Annotated in this window: 13 protein-coding genes; all 13 read right to left on the bottom strand. The window is 54.3% G+C overall.

Translation table 11 applies throughout. The features are described 5' to 3' along the window. Positions 1 to 232: 232 nt before the first annotated feature. Positions 233 to 1519, bottom strand: coding sequence for a YycH family regulatory protein (locus FHS19_RS25730; RefSeq protein WP_183584654.1), 1287 nt, complete (start codon positions 1517 to 1519; stop codon positions 233 to 235). Continuing rightward, positions 1516 to 3279 (bottom strand): cell wall metabolism sensor histidine kinase WalK, encoded by a 1764-nt coding sequence (gene walK, locus FHS19_RS25725; RefSeq protein ID WP_376771983.1) that lies wholly within the window; start codon positions 3277 to 3279, stop codon positions 1516 to 1518. Before walK ends, FHS19_RS25730 begins: the two co-directional genes overlap by 4 nt. A 75-nt stretch (positions 3280 to 3354) precedes the next feature. After that, the gene (gene yycF, locus FHS19_RS25720) at positions 3355 to 4089 is read right to left on the bottom strand and encodes a response regulator YycF (RefSeq protein ID WP_183584652.1); all 735 of its coding nucleotides are present in this window, start codon (positions 4087 to 4089) and stop codon (positions 3355 to 3357) included. A 230-nt stretch (positions 4090 to 4319) separates the two neighbouring features. Then, a complete protein-coding gene (locus FHS19_RS25715) occupies positions 4320 to 5798 on the bottom strand; it encodes a M23 family metallopeptidase (protein ID WP_246426828.1) in 1479 nt (492 codons plus the stop codon). A 339-nt stretch (positions 5799 to 6137) separates the two neighbouring features. Then, on the bottom strand, positions 6138 to 6878 hold the full coding sequence (locus FHS19_RS25710) for a hypothetical protein (protein WP_183584650.1): 741 nt from the start codon (positions 6876 to 6878) through the stop codon (positions 6138 to 6140). Positions 6879 to 7375: 497 nt separating this feature from the next. Further along, positions 7376 to 8656, bottom strand: a complete 1281-nt coding sequence (locus FHS19_RS25705; RefSeq protein WP_183584649.1) for an adenylosuccinate synthase — start codon at positions 8654 to 8656, stop codon at positions 7376 to 7378. Positions 8657 to 9008: 352 nt separating this feature from the next. Beyond that, positions 9009 to 10370 carry a replicative DNA helicase gene (gene dnaB / locus FHS19_RS25700; protein WP_076172441.1) on the bottom strand — a complete coding sequence of 454 codons (1362 nt, stop codon included), beginning with the start codon at positions 10368 to 10370 and terminating at the stop codon, positions 9009 to 9011. Position 10371: 1 nt separating this feature from the next. After that, the gene (gene rplI / locus FHS19_RS25695) at positions 10372 to 10815 is read right to left on the bottom strand and encodes a 50S ribosomal protein L9 (RefSeq protein WP_183584648.1); all 444 of its coding nucleotides are present in this window, start codon (positions 10813 to 10815) and stop codon (positions 10372 to 10374) included. After that, positions 10812 to 12815, bottom strand: a complete 2004-nt coding sequence (locus tag FHS19_RS25690; RefSeq protein WP_183584647.1) for a DHH family phosphoesterase — start codon at positions 12813 to 12815, stop codon at positions 10812 to 10814. The genes rplI and FHS19_RS25690 overlap by 4 nt, the downstream gene beginning before the upstream one ends. Positions 12816 to 12825: 10 nt before the next feature. Then, on the bottom strand, positions 12826 to 13737 hold the full coding sequence (locus tag FHS19_RS25685) for a DUF2232 domain-containing protein (RefSeq protein WP_312887347.1): 912 nt from the start codon (positions 13735 to 13737) through the stop codon (positions 12826 to 12828). Between the two features lie 11 nt (positions 13738 to 13748). Then, positions 13749 to 14051: a MazG-like family protein gene (locus FHS19_RS25680; protein WP_094597804.1), complete on the bottom strand. Its 303-nt coding sequence runs from the start codon at positions 14049 to 14051 to the stop codon at positions 13749 to 13751. Positions 14052 to 14406: 355 nt separating this feature from the next. After that, on the bottom strand, positions 14407 to 14859 hold the full coding sequence (locus tag FHS19_RS25675; protein ID WP_116233205.1) for a CBS domain-containing protein: 453 nt from the start codon (positions 14857 to 14859) through the stop codon (positions 14407 to 14409). A gap of 286 nt (positions 14860 to 15145) precedes the next feature. Beyond that, a complete protein-coding gene (locus FHS19_RS25670; protein WP_183584645.1) occupies positions 15146 to 16165 on the bottom strand; it encodes an LCP family protein in 1020 nt (339 codons plus the stop codon). Positions 16166 to 16251 lie beyond the last annotated feature (86 nt).

Below are 16251 nucleotides of genomic sequence, written 5' to 3'. Positions count from 1 at the left end.
CCCATAGCTTCAGCTAACCCAAAATTCACAGGCCACGACATGCTATCTATCTCATCGCTATGAAAATGGAGCCTTGCTCCTACGAATAAACCTTTAATGCTGATGCTGCTTCCGTTATAGCCCTTGAATACAGCAGCAAGATATAGATTTGAGGGCAGAATTTCCTGCTACTCCCACCTTACGCCACTCTTTTCCATCGGTCAACCTGCATCATGCCAAGCCTGGCGTCCTTTTAGCGGATCACCGTCACGGCGCCGCTCTCCTGCTTCACTGCCCAGACCGGCGTCAGCTTCAGTCCCGTTCCGGTCTTGGTCAACTCCGGCAAATACGCCGGATATAGATCCTCGATCGCCGAATCCTTGTTCATCTGACTCAGCTTGTCCTTGAGCTCGGCACCGCCCGGCAGCTTCACCATCGTCTTATGCTGCTCCCCGGATTTCATATAAATCAGGGAACGCTCATACGCCGATACGGTGCCCTGCTGCAGGTTCAGCCGGATCGTGCCGTAATGGAAATTGAGCGTGTCCAGAATCGGATAAGCGCCGTAATACTGCTGGAACACGATTTGGCTGCGGTCCTCTCCGGTGCCCGACTGGCCGAGCCGGTAGGTCCCGTTCCAGCCGCCATGCTCGTTGACGAAGTCAACGGCAGCCAAGGCATCCTTCCCGTCGCTGCTCTCGCCCGCCGGCGGCGCGGCCGGATCGGTGTAGCTGATCCACTTCTGCTCCTGCCGCACCTGGAGACTCCGCTTGCTGTCCGTATAAATCTCCGATCCGTCCTTTTCCTGAATGTAGCGGGTAATGCCGGGGTCGAAGAAGAGGCTCTGCTGCATCTGTTCCACCGTATAAACCCCGATATTGATCTCGGCCTCCACCATCTGGATGGACGACTGCGGCACATAGTACTTGCCGCCTGCCTCCGAAGAGTAAGCTGTCCATTCCTTGCCGAAATCGACATGCTGCTGCACGTCCTGCACTGTCAGGTCGACTTTGCCGGCCTCATAGACGACGTCGCCTTCCGTACTAAAGAACATCGCGTGCGTCTTGGAATCGTTCGGCGACGTGTAAATCCAAATCCGGTCGATCCGCTCGGCCTCGAACAGCGAATCCGGCTCGATCTGCATGACGCGCTGGAGCAGCGATACCGGGATCCCCGACCCGAAGGTCAGCTCGATGCCGGGATCCTCATTGCGGATCTTGTTCCAGTCCGTGTTCTCCACCGGACGGCGCTGGAAGCTCTCGAAGCTGCGCCCCTTCAGACGCGAGTAGATCAAGTTGTAGAACGTGGAGTTCGGGTAAAAGACCGTATGCTTGCCTTCTCCCATATGAATCTGCATTTTATCCGGATAAATCAGGTTCTCGGCGCTCTCCTCCGGTCCCATGTTGTCCGTCTTGATATAATTGTTCTCCGTTTTGGCGATCGAATCCCCGCCCGGCAGCCGGTAAATCAGGTAATAGCTCTGCACCAGGCTGCCCGCAACGAGCAGCGCCAGCAGGATCGATTTCATCTTCTCCTTCATGAGGCGCTCCCCCCTTCGTCACCCAGAGGCAGCGTAAACGTAACCTTTGTGCCCTGCCCCAGCTCCGACTGTAGGGAGATGGTTCCGCCATGGGCGAGCACGATCTCGCGGGCGATGGACAATCCGAGTCCGGTGCCGCCCATGTTGCGGGAACGGGCCTTGTCCACCCGATAGAAGCGCTCGAAGATCCGGTCCAGGTCCTTTTTCGGAATGCCGATGCCGGTATCCTGCACCGAAATGGCGAGCAGGCGGCCTTCGGTCAGCGCCGCTTCCATCGTGATGCTTCCACCGGACGGCGTATATTTGAGCGCGTTGGATACCAGGTTGTCCAGCACCTGATCGATCTGGTCCCGGTCGAACGGCACCTTCTGAACCCCTTCCTCCACACGGACTTCCGCGAGAATGCCCTTCTGCTGCATTTGAAAAGAAAAGCGGTCCGAAACGTCCTCCAGCATTTCCAGCACATCGGTCGGCTGCTTGCGCAGCAGCGCCTCCTTGTTGTCCAGCCTGGACAGATGGAGCAGGTCCGTCACCAGCCGGATCATCCGCTCCGTTTCGTTCTGGATGACCCCCACAAACCGTGCAGCCAGCGGCGGATCGTCCAGCGCCCCGTCATCCAGCGCTTCGGTGTAGCTCTTGATCGTCGTGAGCGGCGTGCGCAGCTCATGCGACACGTTCGCCACAAACTCGCGGCGTGACGCCTCGAGCTTCTCCTGCTCCGTCACGTCCTGCAGCACGGCGATCGTGCCCGTGATGCCGAATTCGCGGCGGTGAATCGGAGTAAAGGTCACGCGCACCATGTAATGGCGCGACTTCTCCTTATCCTCTTCCGGACTGATCTGCAGCAGCATCGTCACGTACGTCCCTTCCGTGAAGGTGTCCGCCTGCTCCGGCGTCAGTCCCAGCACTTGCGCGATATCGCTTCCCGCCAGCTCATCCTCGTCCACGCCCAGGATCGCCCCGGCGCGGCGGTTCATCAGGATGACTTTACCGGCCTCGTCCGTAGCGATCACGCCATCGCTCATGTTCGTCAGGATCGAAGCGAGCTTCTCTTTCTCCTCTTCGTTCTGGATCAGCGCTTCGCGCAGCCGCGAAGTCATATAGTTGAACGCCTCGCTGAGCTGGCCGATTTCATCGTTGCCGAATACGGGCATCTTCTGGTCGAAACTGCCCTCGGCCACCGCAGTGGCGTGGTTCGTCATCTCCTTGATCGGGTGAGTGATCGTATGAGCCAGAATGACGCCAAGCACGCAGGTCATCCCCAGCGCCAGCAGGATGCCGGAGATGAAAATGTTGTTCACCCGGCCCATCGTATCGTACAGCTCCTTCATCGAAGCGACGATGTAGATGGCGCCGACGATTTTCCCGTTGTTCATGACCGGCTTCGCGACGACCTTCTTGCGCACATTGTCTTCATCAATGACGTATTCCTCATTGTCCTTGATGCCCTGCAGCGCCCGGCTCACAACCGTCTGCGTGTTCTTCTTCCCGACATAGTCGGCATGCGAAGGGTAAGAGGTGATCAGCACCTTGCCGCTGGCGTCAAGCACCTGGATTTCCGCCCCGTTCAGATTGAACAGGTTGTTGACGATCGCCCCCAGGCTCTCCACCGGATTATTTTCTCCCGTATCCCCGGTGCCGCCCAGCTTATCCGCCGCAAGCACCGACAGCAGCTCCGCCCGCTCCTGCAGGTCCTTCGTAAAGTTGCTGGTCAGGGAATTTTTCATCGCGCTGACAAAATACACCCCGATCAGCTGCATCGCGATCAGGATTAGCAGCACATAGATAATGATCAGCTTCGCCTGGATCGTGCGGAAAAAGGAGGGCCATTTCATTTACAGGCCTCCGTTTTTGGGACTCCGCATGACGTAGCCAAGCCCCCTCCGGGTAAGGATATATTCCGGCTTGCTCGGATTTTCCTCAATTTTCTCCCGCAGACGCCGGATCGTCACATCGACGGTGCGGACGTCGCCAAAGTATTCAAATCCCCATACCGCCTGGAGCAGATGCTCCCGTGTCATGACTTTGCCCGCATTTTTGGCCAAGTAATACAGCAGCTCGTACTCCCGGTGCGTCAGATCCAGCGCTTCGCCGTCCTTGTACACCAAATACATGTCCGTATCGATAAACAGGCCAAACAGCTGCACGCCCTGCTTCGGCGCTGCCGCGGCAGGCGCGGCGGCCGCTTCCGTACCGCCCGGCTTATTCTGGCGCCGCATCTGCGCCTTGACTCGGGCCAGCAGCTCACGGGTGCTGAACGGCTTGGTGACATAGTCATCCGCCCCAAGCTCCAACCCCAGCACCTTGTCGATCTCCTCGTCCTTGGCCGTCAGCATAATGATCGGCAGCTCCATCCCGGCGGCTCGCACCTCGCGGCACACGTCCATGCCGTCCTTACCGGGCAGCATCAGATCCAGCAGCATCAGGTCCGGCTGCGCGGACAAGGCCATTTCCACGGCGCTCACACCGTCAAAGGTACAGATGACCTCATACCCCTCTTTTTCCAAATTGAATTTCAAAATATCGGCAATCGGCTGTTCGTCGTCCACGACCAAAATGGTTCCCTGCATCGGCTGACCCCACCTCTTTTTCTCTCCGTACTAGTTGACACTGTCCTTTTCATTTTACCATACCTGGAAGCCGGTCACATCCCGCAGAACCGCAGTTTTGACAGTAATCCTTTCCTTTTCATGAAATTTTCTTGCAAACCCCCGCCAACCCATTAAAAAAGCACGGCCTCCATCAGGAGACCATGCTTTGAATATAGAAAACGTATGATAGCCGTAATCCGGTTATTCACTCAGTTCAAATATTTCATCGGATTCTGAATTGAACCGTTCTTGTGGATTTCAAAATGCAGATGGGTGCCGGTTGAATGCCCGGTGCTGCCCATGATGCCGATTTTTTCGCCTTGGCTTACTTTTTGGCCGCTGTGAACAGAGATGCTGTTCAAATGTCCGTACAGCGTTTCATAGCCGTTGCCGTGGCTGATGATGATGGCGTTGCCGTAGCCGCTGATTTGGCCCGTAAAGGTTACCGTGCCGTCGTCAGCCGCCATGATCGTCCGGTTGCCGGATACCACGTCGATGCCCTTGTGCATCTTGCCCCAGCGCGTGCCGTAGGAGCTGGATATGATATGGCCGCTCACCGGCCAGGCGAACTGTCCGGAGCCTCTGCCCGGAACTTTCGTTCCCTGCAGGACGACCTCTTTGAGCGAAGACTTCACGACCGTTTGTCCGAGCCACTGCTCGCTGACGACCTTTCCGTTCTCCTTCGTTACCTGATAGGTCATCACCTTCAGGCCTTCCTGTCCGGGCCGAACGACCTTCGTCTTGCCGGCCGGTAGTTCCTTGCTCTTGCGGATTTCAATTTCCGGCGCAGTCGATACCTGCTCGTTCACCTTCTCAACTGTCCTCACCGTAATTGGCGGCTTTGGTACCGTCAGCTTCAGCTGATCGCCGATCTGCAGGTACTTTTCCTTCACACCCGGATTGTTGCTGTAAATCTCCTTCTGGCTGATCTTGAACTGGCTCGCGATCGTGCTGATCGTATCGCCTTCCTCCACTGTGTACACGAGCGGCGCTTCCTGCCCCGTCGTCAGCAGTTTGGCGGCTTCCGCCGCGGTCAGCACTTTGTTCGGGTCGGCTTTGACCGGCGCTACCGTCACTTTCTCCTCAATAGACACCTTTTGGACCGAAGTTCCCGGCGTCGTCGCGGCTTTCGCGGAGGATGCGGTAGCTGCCATCTTCTTCAGCTTCGTTTCCGCTTTGTCCCTCCCACTGGCCGCCGTGACTGCAGCCTTCGGCGCAAACTTCATCTGCGCCTGTTCCAGCGCAGCATCCACCGCGGCCTGGTCCTTCACGATCCCGACGACCTTGCCGTTTACTTTCAGCTCCACACCTTCGGCATATGCCTTCAGCATGCCGTCCAGCTTCTTGAGCGTGTTATCCGTATCGGGCTTGGCCTGAAACGCCTTCTCGACCTTCGTCGTGATGCCGTCCGTCTGAAGCACCATCTCCACGCCGGGATATTTATCTTGATATTCCTGCTGCTTCTGGCTGAACAGCTTATCGATTTGAGAGGGATCCTTGACCGTCCCGATTTCCTGATTATGTACAAGGACATGATAATACGGGACCATATTGGCATTGACGTACTGATTGCCTGCATAGATAAGTCCAGCGATCACGATAACCGCACCGGCCGTACCCGCGATCCATTTCCGTGGAGCGCTCCATTTCCGCCCTTGGGGTTCGGTTCCGGGCGTCGCAGTACCCATATGCTGATGTTCATCCTGCTTTCCGGAGAGTTGCGCGGAATTTGTCGATACTTGATTATTCTCCTTCCAGCGGTTACCCTTAAAACCCTTCATAACTCTCTCCTTGTTTGCTTTGTATGCTTTTTCAAAAATGACGAAAAAGTTAAAATTTTGATACCTTTTAACACAATCTATACTTTAACACAACGTTTACAAACAATTCAACTCTCATCGCAAAGCAAAAAACCCGCGTCGGGCGCGGGTTTGTGTTATTTACCTATAAGTGGATTGCATTACTTTAATTCATTAAAAGGTTACAACTTCCTCTGTTGGGTTTGATCGTCCAGTGTTTCCAGCTGCCTATTGCTCCAGCAGTTTGCTAAGCGCGGCATATTCTGCCTTCGTCAAATACTTGGAGATCGTGTCTTCTATTGTCGATAATTCTTGCTCGGTCAGGCCGTCCTCCATGGCGGCTGAAATTTTCTGCATTTCCGATTGCGGCAGCTTTTTCATCAAGATGTTAAATATCTGCTCCTTCTCCGTCGCAGTCAGCTCATCTTTCTTCTGGATCATTTCGTCCGGACTGATGACGACCTGCTGATCGGCTGCGGACTGGCCGCCCATGGCCGATTCGCTCAGACCCTGCCCCATAACGGGCAGTGCGTCATCCGGCGCATCTGCGCCTTCGGATTCTGCGGTTCCTCCCGTTTCCGTGCCGGCCGTGCTGCCGTTTTCTGTTCCCGCTTCGCTGCCGTTGGTTCCGGTCAGGGACCCGGCTCCGGCAGTTTCTCCCGCTCCCTCCGTGCTGCCTGTTCCGTTTTCGGCCGCAGTCGCGCGTTCCCCCGATGTCTTGCTGCCGTCCGGCGCTTCAGCCGTGCTCGCCGACTCTTTATCGGGCTCCTTCTCCTTGGCGGTGTTCAAGCCCAGCATTCCTTTCATCATGCCCCCAATGCCCATCGGCTGGCCTTCCAGCTGAATGTTAAAGCTGGCCAGCAGCGATTGGACATACATATTCACGACGGCTCCCGTCGTAAGCACCGTCAGGCCGCTGATCAGCACCACGGTCAACACCGTTTTGAGCAGCCATTGCGTAATCTTCATGGCGTACCTCCTCCTTTGCCCTTCCACCGTCTCTTGTTCGGGCTGTTTCCTGAGAATCCAGCCGTTATTCCTTGTGACCGGCCCATCCCTGCCAATACGTAAAATCGTCTGTTATTAGAGCTTAACGCCTTGGGCCAGGCCGCCCCAGATCTGCCTTGCTCCGACTCTATCAGAGTCATGACAGCTGAACTCTATGAAACGGCGCTACTCTATAGAATGAACTGAAGACATCCTGTAAACTTCATTGCATTCTATATATCTAGCAGTATTGACGGGAAGCGGAGGATTCAATCCTGCGGTACGCAAAATAGCCCCGCAACTTGTGGCTTACGCTTCGATGCCTATTCCAGGTCCTTTGCGGTGACCTCCAACAAGGAGACTGACTCCGCGAAGTCTAATATCTCAAAAAAAAGGCCACCTGCCGCACTTGGCGGCGAGGTGACCCCTTCGATCAAAACGGATATCTATTCGCCTGCTTCCAGGCTATTGTACGATGATTAATAGATCGGCAATACCTGATTGGTCTGGTTCCGGTTGCGTCCTACCGAGAAGATGGCAATCGGAATGCCTGTGAGCTCGGATACGCGGTTGACATAGTTGCGTGTCGTTTCAGGCAGATCGTCCAACGTCTTCGCGCCGGAGATATCTTCGTGCCAGCCCGGCATTTCTTCGTACACCGCTTCGCATTCGCCCAGCATTTTCAGGCTGGAAGGGTAGTGGGTGATGATTTCCCCGCGGTATTTGTATCCGGTGCAGATTTTGACCGTATCCAGACCTGTAAGCACGTCCAGGGAGTTCAGCGACAGTCCTGTCAGACCGCTGACACGGCGGGCATGGCGGACCACGACGCTGTCAAACCAGCCGACGCGGCGCGCACGACCGGTTACGGTACCGTACTCATGACCCTTCTCCCGGATATAATCGCCGATCTCGTTGTTCAGCTCGGTCGGGAACGGTCCGTCGCCTACACGGGTCGTGTAGGATTTGGCCACGCCGATGACCTGCTGAATTTTGGACGGGCCTACGCCCGAACCGATACATACGCCGCCCGCGGAAGGGTTGGACGAAGTCACATATGGGTATGTGCCTTGGTCGATGTCCAGCATGACACCTTGCGCACCCTCAAACAGCACCTTACGGTCTTCGTCGATCGCGTCGTTCAAGACAACCGAGGTATCGGTAACGTATTTACGGATTTGCTCCGCGTAGTCCAGATACTGCTTCAGCACTTCCTCGACTTCCAGCGGCTCCCCGCCGTACATTTCGATGACTTGGTTCTTCTCCTTCATCAGATGGCGGAGCTTCAGTTCGAACTCCTCGGGATCCATCAGATCGGAAATCCGGATGCCGTTGCGTGCCGCCTTGTCCATGTAGCATGGGCCGATCCCTTTCCGGGTCGTGCCGATCTTGTTCGGCCCTTTACGGTCTTCTTCCAGACCGTCCAGCACCATGTGATACGGCATAATGACATGCGCGCGATCACTGATTCTCAGATTGTCCGTCGTAAATCCGTTATCATGAATGTATTGGATCTCTTCGAGCAGTGCCGCCGGGTTGATGACCATCCCGTTGCCGATGACGCAAACTTTATCGGAATAAAATACGCCGGATGGAATCAGGCTGAGCTTATATTTTTTACCGTCAATCAGAATGGTATGACCGGCATTGTTGCCGCCTTGATACCGGGCCACCACATCGGCGCTTTCTGCAAGATAATCCGTAATCTTGCCTTTGCCCTCGTCTCCCCATTGTGTTCCCACAACGACTACTGTTGACATGTTCATTCCCCCGCTTGGTGTGTACCACCGCATTTTAATTAAAATCTTATTTCATTATGTTTACCTGTAAGTATGATTATGCACTATTTCAATGCTGCTATCGTCAAAGGGCATGTAAAACCCTCACACGTTCCAGAGTCTCCTTCCATGAGGCAAGCACTGGACTGTGCTAAAGCAGCATTACCAGTGTAACAGTCCCCATTTTCAAAGTCAAATAAAAAACGAACAATTGCACTATCTAAAGTACAATTGTTCGGAAATAAGACAAGCATTCACAAAAATATGGATAACCATTTATAAGATCGATTGGATCTATCTATCCGTGCTCGCGAACGTCATCGCCCGGCTTTCGCTACATGGCGAATGCGTCGGTATGCGTCCGCTCGTAATTGACGAACTTATTGAAATTCTTCATGAAGACCAGTTCGACGGTGCCCACCGGACCGTTACGCTGCTTGGCAATAATGATCTCGATGATGTTTTTCTTCTCCGTCTCCTGGTTATAGTAGTCGTCGCGGTACAGGAACGCAACGATGTCGGCGTCCTGCTCGATGGAACCCGATTCACGAAGGTCACTCATCATCGGACGCTTGTCCTGCCGCTGCTCTACGCCCCGGCTGAGCTGGGACAAGGCAATAACCGGCACGCTGAGCTCACGCGCGATTTGTTTCAAGGTACGGGAAATTTCAGATACTTCCTGCTGGCGGTTCTCGCCCGCCTTGCCGCGTCCCTGGATCAGCTGCAGGTAGTCGATTACGATCATCCCGAGCCCCTTCTCCTTCTTCAGACGGCGGCACTTGGAGCGGATATCCGCAACGGTAATGCCTGGCGTATCATCGATATAAATTTCGGCCTCCGCCAGGGAAGCAATCCCCATGGTCAGCTTGGCCCAATCTTCATCGGTCTTGAAATCGCCGGTACGCATCAGGTTGGCGTCCAGGTTCGCTTCGGCACAGATCATCCGGTTGACGAGCTGGGGCGCCGACATCTCCAGACTGAAGATCGCGACCGTTTCTTTCGCACGCACCGCGACGTTCTGGGCGATGTTCAGGGCAAACGCCGTCTTCCCGACGGAAGGACGGGCGGCCACGATGATCAGGTCGGAACGCTGGAAGCCGTTGGTCATCCGATCCAAATCTACAAAGCCTGTCGGTATGCCGGTGGTGCTTCCGCTCTGCTGATGCAGTACCTCAACGCGCTCGAACACTTCCATCAGCACGTCGCGGATGGCGACAAAGCCGCTGCCGCTGCGCCGGTTGGAAATCTCCAGGATGCGCCGCTCGGCGTCGCTCAGCATGCCGGATACGTCTTCGCCGCCGGTGTAGCCTTCGCTGACGATCTGCGTCGCTGTGCGGATGAGCCGCCGCAGCATGGACTTCTCTTCGATGATCTGGGCGTAATACTCCACATTGGCCGCCGTCGGCACCGCATGTGCCAGCTTCGCCAGGTAGCTGACGCCCCCGATTTCCTCCAGCTGTCCCTTGTCCTGCAGACGCGAGGTTAAGGTAATGAGATCAATCGGCTGGTTCTCTTCTCCAAGCTGGATCATCGCCTCATAAATCAGCTGATGCGGCACATCGTAGAAATCCTCGGGCGTAACCCGCTCCATCGCGGTGATCATTGCTTCGCTCTGCAGCAGAATCGCACCTAGAACCGCCTGCTCCGCCTCCAGATTTTGCGGGGGAATCCGGTCGAAAAAGAGCTCTCCGCCCATCTTATTCCTCCGTGACCTGGACCTTCAGCGTAGCTTTGACATCCGGATGAAGCTTCACGGTCATCTGCGTCACGCCCAATGTCCGGATCGGCTCATCCAATTCGATCTTGCGTTTGTCGATCTTGATGCCTTGCTGCGAAAGTGCATCCGCGATTTGCTTGCTCGTGATGGCTCCGAACAGCCGTCCGCCTTCCCCGGCTTTCGCTTTAAGCTGTACGGTCATCTCTTCCAGTTTTTTACCGAGAACCTGCGCTTCTTCTTTCTCCTGCTGCTTGCGCTTCTGTTCCGCCGCGTTCTGGTTCTCCAGCGTCTTCATGTTGCCGTCGGTTGCCACACGGGCGAGACCGCGCGGAATGAGGAAATTCGTTGCGTAGCCTTCCGATATATCTTTAATGTCCCCTTTTTTGCCTTGACCCTTAACATCCTTGATAAAAATGACTTTCATTCGAACAACCCCTCTTTCTCCTCAATTTGTGCAAGAACTTCGAGCAGCTTGGCTTCCGCTTCCTTGACGGTGCCCTTCAGCTGCACGGCGGCATTGGTCAGATGGCCTCCGCCGCCGAGGCGCTCCATCACGACCTGCACGTTCATCTTCCCGAAGGAACGGGCGCTGATCCCGATCAACCCGTCCGGACGTTCACTGATCACGAAGGAGGCCACCACATCCGTCATGTTCAGCAGCGTATCCGCCACCTGCGCAATGAGCAGCTGCGGGATGACCGTTCCCGGATCCGTGACGGCCAGGGCGATTTGATCATATACCATTTTAGCATGCTTAATGATATCTGACTTTGCCAGATATTCCTGCAGGTCTTCCTTCAGCATCCGCTGGATCTGGATCGTATCCGCTCCGCTCCGGCGGAGGAAGCCTGCCGCCTCAAAAGTCCGGGAACCGGTATGCAGCGCAAAATGCTTCGTATCCACCGTGATCCCGGCCAGCAGCATGGTCGCTTCCAGCGGTGTAAGCTGGATTTTCTCATGGATGTACTGCAGCAGCTCCGTCACCAGCTCGCACGCGGATGATGCGTACGGCTCCATGTACACGAGCACGGCGTCGTTGATGAATTCTTCGCCGCGGCGGTGATGGTCGACCACAACGACCCGGCTGGCGTGATGAACCAGCTTCGGCTCGATTGTCATGGACGCCTTATGCGTGTCCACCACGACCAGCAGGCTGTGCGGGCTGATGAGCTGCAGCGCCTGCTCCGGCGAGATGAAGCGCTCGACGAGCTTCTCGTCCTTCTGGACCTGGGTCATCATCCGCTCAATGGACGGGTTCGTGCCCGGAAGCACGATGTACGCTTCAACATTGTACATCTGTGCCGCCTTCAGGACGCCGATAGAGGCGCCAATAACGTCCATATCCGGCATCTTGTGCCCCATGATGAACACCTTGTCGCTCTCCTGCATCAGGTCGCGCAGCGCATGCGCGATGACGCGCGCCCGGACCCGCGTGCGCTTCTCGACGGCGTTGGACTTGCCGCCGTAGAAGGACAGCCGCTGGCCAGCCTTGACGGCCGCCTGGTCGCCGCCGCGGCCGAGCGCCATGTCGAGTGACGACTGCGCCAGCTCGCCCAGCTCGCTGATGCTGTCCGGGCCAAAGCCCAGCCCGATGCTCAGCGTCATCGGTACCTTCAGCTCCGCGGTCATTTCGCGGACCTCGTCAAGAATGACAAAGCGGCTTTTCTCCAGCTCCTGCAGCGATCTGTAGTTCAGCATCATCAAATACCGGTCGGACGACAGGCGCCGCAGATACACTTCGTAATGCTTCGCCCATTCCGTGATTTCGCTGGTCACCTTCGCAATGAGCGACGTGCGCTGCTGGTCATCCATGCCCTGGGCGGCTTCGTCCAGATTATCCATCATAATAATGCCGATCGCCAGCTTCTCGGCCTCGTATTTCTCCCGGAGCACGACCATCTCCGTTACATCGTATAAATAGATCAGCCGCTCATCGGTGTTCAGGATCAAATGGTAGTGCAGCTCGCCCACCTGAATTTCCGTCTCAATCTCCTTGGGCCCGTCCTTATGCGCTTCCCGGCCGCCGTCCCTTTTCTCGGCAAGCAGCGGCATCAGATCGGGAAACAGCTCCGATAGGCTCGCGCCCACAAGCGATTTTTGACCGAACATGGTGCACACGAACCGGTTATTCCATTCAACCACGCGGTCCTCGCTGTACAGCACAATTCCGAAGGGCAGCGTGTTGATGGCTTCCCCTTCCACCCGTTTCACCCGGAAGGAAAGGCCGTTGATGTATTCAAGCAGTTTTTTGCGGAAGTCCATTTCCTTCTTCAGCACCGCATAGCAGAGCGCGACGACAAGGCAGAGGCTGACGATTCCCAGCGCCCAGTTATACCGGGTCACAATAATGACCAGAACCAGCATCAGCGCAAACGCCCAGACGGTATAATAGCCGTGCCAGCGTTTCTGTAGAAATTTAGGCATGACACCCACCCTAACGTTTTGATTTGGTCATAAATTGACGAAGCGGAAATGCAAGATCCAGAATGCCGATAATCCGCATCGGCGGGAATAGTAGAATGGGAATCGCGAACAGCAGCGGGATGACGGGATGCCATTTCCGCTTATGCCCCAAAAAGAAGAAGAAGCCAAACGCTTGAATCATAAAGCAAATATGCAGAAGCGGCAGCAAGTTCGCGGCAATCATATCGAGAAAGCTGTTCTTTGATCCGCTTGCGAAAATTTCAATAATGACACCAATCAGATAATACCAGATCAGGGATCTCGGCAGCATCCACTCTCGGGCCGGCTTCAGCCTTGGAACAGAGAAGCCCATGCTATCCATAATCGGACGAGCAAGCGCGTGCGTGATCACCGCCATCATAAAGGAACTGACAATCATGGCAAAAGGAATCATTTGCACCGTGGCGTCGCTTACCATCTGCATCTCCTCAGGGGACCAGGTCATATCCGAAATCAGCGGGTTGCTTCCGCCCACATCACGCAGCGGAGACATCGTCATTTTGACAATGTCATGGACATAGCTGGACAGATCAAAGTGGAAGAACGCCGTTCCGACCAACAGCAGGAGCAGCAGTTCCGCCAGAATGGTACCTGCACCCAGCATCAATATGCGTATAGCCGGTACCCTTCTCTTGTAGGCCCGCCCCATAATCAGGGCAGGAATCAAAAAATAAACGGCGAGCAGCAAATACACCGGATGTACAAGGTAGGCAATCAGCCAAACCGGGAGCACATGCAGTATGAACGATTTGACGTTAAGTGTTGTGAATAGAATTGCGGCCGGCAGGATGAGAAAAAAGACGGTCACAATCGAGAAGGGAGATAGTAAAGATAGCAGCAGGAGCAAATAGACGACACTCCAGACTACCGACGTCCAGCGCATTTTCAATGTGTTCACCTCTTACGCATATGTTCTTCCAGCGCGGAAATATCCTGGTACCAATCTTCAAGCTGGTGACCTTCCTGTTTATGCTTCTTCAATTTGTCGAGCAGCAGATTATCCATGTCCTTGTAGGACATGCCGAGCCTGCGGGCCAGTATGTAAGAGCTCATGATCAAGCTGGCGAGACTGTCACCCACCCGGGTGGTGCTGCCTTCCCACAAGGCTTTGAAAAGACGGGATACGTGGTCTACGACTTCGGTTTTCAGCCATTCAATGACTTTAGCGCGTTTGGCTACATCCAAATCCTTTGGCATGCCTCTAGGTCACACTCCCTTAAATAACCCCACGATGTGGGGCTTTATCCTCCGATGCCTATTCAGTTACTCTTCGGCAGTCCGATATCGGCAAATACGCCTTTTTTTGATGAAAAAGCTTTATTCTCCATTATAGCATAAATAATGGCCTCTCACGAAAAGCCCCCCTGGCATAAAACGGCGGCAAACATCCGGCAAAGTGGCGTTATTCACCTCTGCCTATGCTCCTGCCTACGAAAGGGTAAAAGAATAAATGATAAGGCAAAAAAGACCTGCCATCCCGTACATCCCAATCCAAGCAGGTCTTTTGCCATTGCCTATTCAAAATCTTGCCCGGCTTCCCCAAACCAGCGGATTAGCGGGTCTCAATGGATGCCTTGGTCTCCTCCGAAGCTTTGGATTCTCTGGAGACGAACTTCTCACAATATTCGATAATCTGGCTTCTGCGCACGATGCCGATAAACCGGTTCATATCATCCACCACTGGCACGAAGTTCTGCACTTTCGCCAAATTAATCAGATCTTCCATATTGGCGTCGATGGACACCGGCTTATTATGCACTTTGAGCGGAACTTCCTTCAGCAGAAATTTGGACGTGTTCTCGAACGTCACCTTTCCGCCGGAATTCTTCATATACCAGAGCAGATCGCCTTCCGTGACCGTTCCTGCATATTCCCCGTTCTTCCCGACGATCGGTACGGCCGTGTACCTGTGATACTCCATCCGTTCCAGCGTTTGCCGCAACGTGGAGTCCATGGTAACACTGACCACTTCCTGTTTAGGGAGCAGAAAAAACGCTATATTCATGAAAATTGATCCTCCTCTTACCCTTTTTCAAGGTTCCCCTAACTCCATACGTTTCAAACCGCCCATTGTCTCAGCAGGGACACAAAATCAGCAGCCGAACCTGTGGCTGCCGATCATGCCCCGCATTTCTGATCCCGCATATGCACACTCTTGCTTGTTGCGGTTTATTTTTCTCTATATGCGAGCCAATAGGCACGCTTTTTTGATATAAGGAAGCTTAATCTTCGGAGATCCGGCATCCTTATATCGCAAGAAAAACTTCTGCTAAATGCGGGTCTGGCTACTCTTATTTTACAGCAGTCGTCTCTTCCTTCTTATCCAACATGTCCGGCGTCAACAGCTGATCCGAAGGGGTATCCGGATTCTCCCAGCTGTCGATCAGCTTCGTGGCGTTCTGCACGTCCTTCTTGTTCGGCTCATCATAATAAACGCCGTCAATCTTCATGCCCTCACCCATGATGGTATAGGCGGTCATCTCAGCCTTATCACCGGCCAGCACTTGTTTCGCTAAATTGATAATGAAATTGGGCTGCATATCGGTTTTGAAATTGTCACCCATAATTTCGAGCAGCTCCGGAATTTTGGAAATTTGGTTCAGGTTCAGCATCCGGTTGGCCACCGCATCCAAAAAGACCTGCTGGCGCTTTGTCCGGTTAAAATCGCTGTCCTCCCGGTAACGCACATAGTTGAGCGCTTCTTCCCCGCTGTAAATGGGCTTATTGGCTTTGACCGTAAATTTCTCGTGATCCTTGCCCTTGTTGACAATATCCTTGCCGATTGGCAGCTCCACGCCGCCCAGCGCGTCTACCGCGTCCTTCAGACCTTTAAAATTGATGGTGGCATAATAATTGATATCGTGGTCCAGAAACGCCTCGACGGTATCCTTGGACATCTGCTGACCTCCAAAGGCATACGCATGGGTAATTTTATCTTTTTTGCCTTTGCCGACAATCTCCGTATACGTGTCCCGCGGAATCGAAATGAGCAGCACTTTGGAATCCTTTGGACGCACGACCGAATAAATGATCGTATCCGAACGCGACGGTTCGTTGTCACGCTGGTCAGATCCGAGCAGCAGCACCGAGAACGGCTTGCTTTGGTATGCAATCTTCTCTACCGGCTTGCTCGGCACGTTGTCCTGGGACGTCAAAGGCTGATACGATTTCTGCAGCGAGCTTTCCACTTGCTTGGACAGGAACAGGTCAAAGGCCATGACTGCGAGCTGCTTGCGGAAGAGATAAGCCCCTCCGGCCAGAAGCAGCAAAATCACAGTTAACGTTATATATGTTTTTGTTCTCTTTTTCATTAAGGGATTCCTTCTTTAAATTTAGAATAAAAAATGAATTATAGCCAGGTCGCGCCTGTACTTCCATCCCTCCCTTCTATATATAC

The organism is Paenibacillus rhizosphaerae (genome assembly GCF_014192015.1).
In the GTDB taxonomy this organism is placed as follows: Bacteria; Bacillota; Bacilli; order Paenibacillales; family Paenibacillaceae; genus Paenibacillus_AQ; species Paenibacillus_AQ rhizosphaerae.
The sequence above is the reverse complement of the archived record's forward strand: the minus strand, read 5'-3'. Positions and strand labels throughout refer to the sequence as shown.

Coding starts and splice junctions, on each gene's coding strand:
- FHS19_RS25730 (WP_183584654.1), bottom strand. CDS start 1,519: ATGAAGGAGAAGATGAAATCGATCCTGCTGGCGCTGCTCGTTGCGGGC.
- walK (WP_376771983.1), bottom strand. CDS start 3,279: ATGCAGCTGATCGGGGTGTATTTTGTCAGCGCGATGAAAAATTCCCTG.
- yycF (WP_183584652.1), bottom strand. CDS start 4,089: ATGCAGGGAACCATTTTGGTCGTGGACGACGAACAGCCGATTGCCGAT.
- FHS19_RS25715 (WP_246426828.1), bottom strand. CDS start 5,798: ATGGGTACTGCGACGCCCGGAACCGAACCCCAAGGGCGGAAATGGAGC.
- FHS19_RS25710 (WP_183584650.1), bottom strand. CDS start 6,878: ATGAAGATTACGCAATGGCTGCTCAAAACGGTGTTGACCGTGGTGCTG.
- FHS19_RS25705 (WP_183584649.1), bottom strand. CDS start 8,656: ATGTCAACAGTAGTCGTTGTGGGAACACAATGGGGAGACGAGGGCAAA.
- dnaB (WP_076172441.1), bottom strand. CDS start 10,370: ATGGGCGGAGAGCTCTTTTTCGACCGGATTCCCCCGCAAAATCTGGAG.
- rplI (WP_183584648.1), bottom strand. CDS start 10,815: ATGAAAGTCATTTTTATCAAGGATGTTAAGGGTCAAGGCAAAAAAGGG.
- FHS19_RS25690 (WP_183584647.1), bottom strand. CDS start 12,815: ATGCCTAAATTTCTACAGAAACGCTGGCACGGCTATTATACCGTCTGG.
- FHS19_RS25685 (WP_312887347.1), bottom strand. CDS start 13,737: ATGCGCTGGACGTCGGTAGTCTGGAGTGTCGTCTATTTGCTCCTGCTG.
- FHS19_RS25680 (WP_094597804.1), bottom strand. CDS start 14,051: ATGCCAAAGGATTTGGATGTAGCCAAACGCGCTAAAGTCATTGAATGG.
- FHS19_RS25675 (WP_116233205.1), bottom strand. CDS start 14,859: ATGAATATAGCGTTTTTTCTGCTCCCTAAACAGGAAGTGGTCAGTGTT.
- FHS19_RS25670 (WP_183584645.1), bottom strand. CDS start 16,165: ATGAAAAAGAGAACAAAAACATATATAACGTTAACTGTGATTTTGCTG.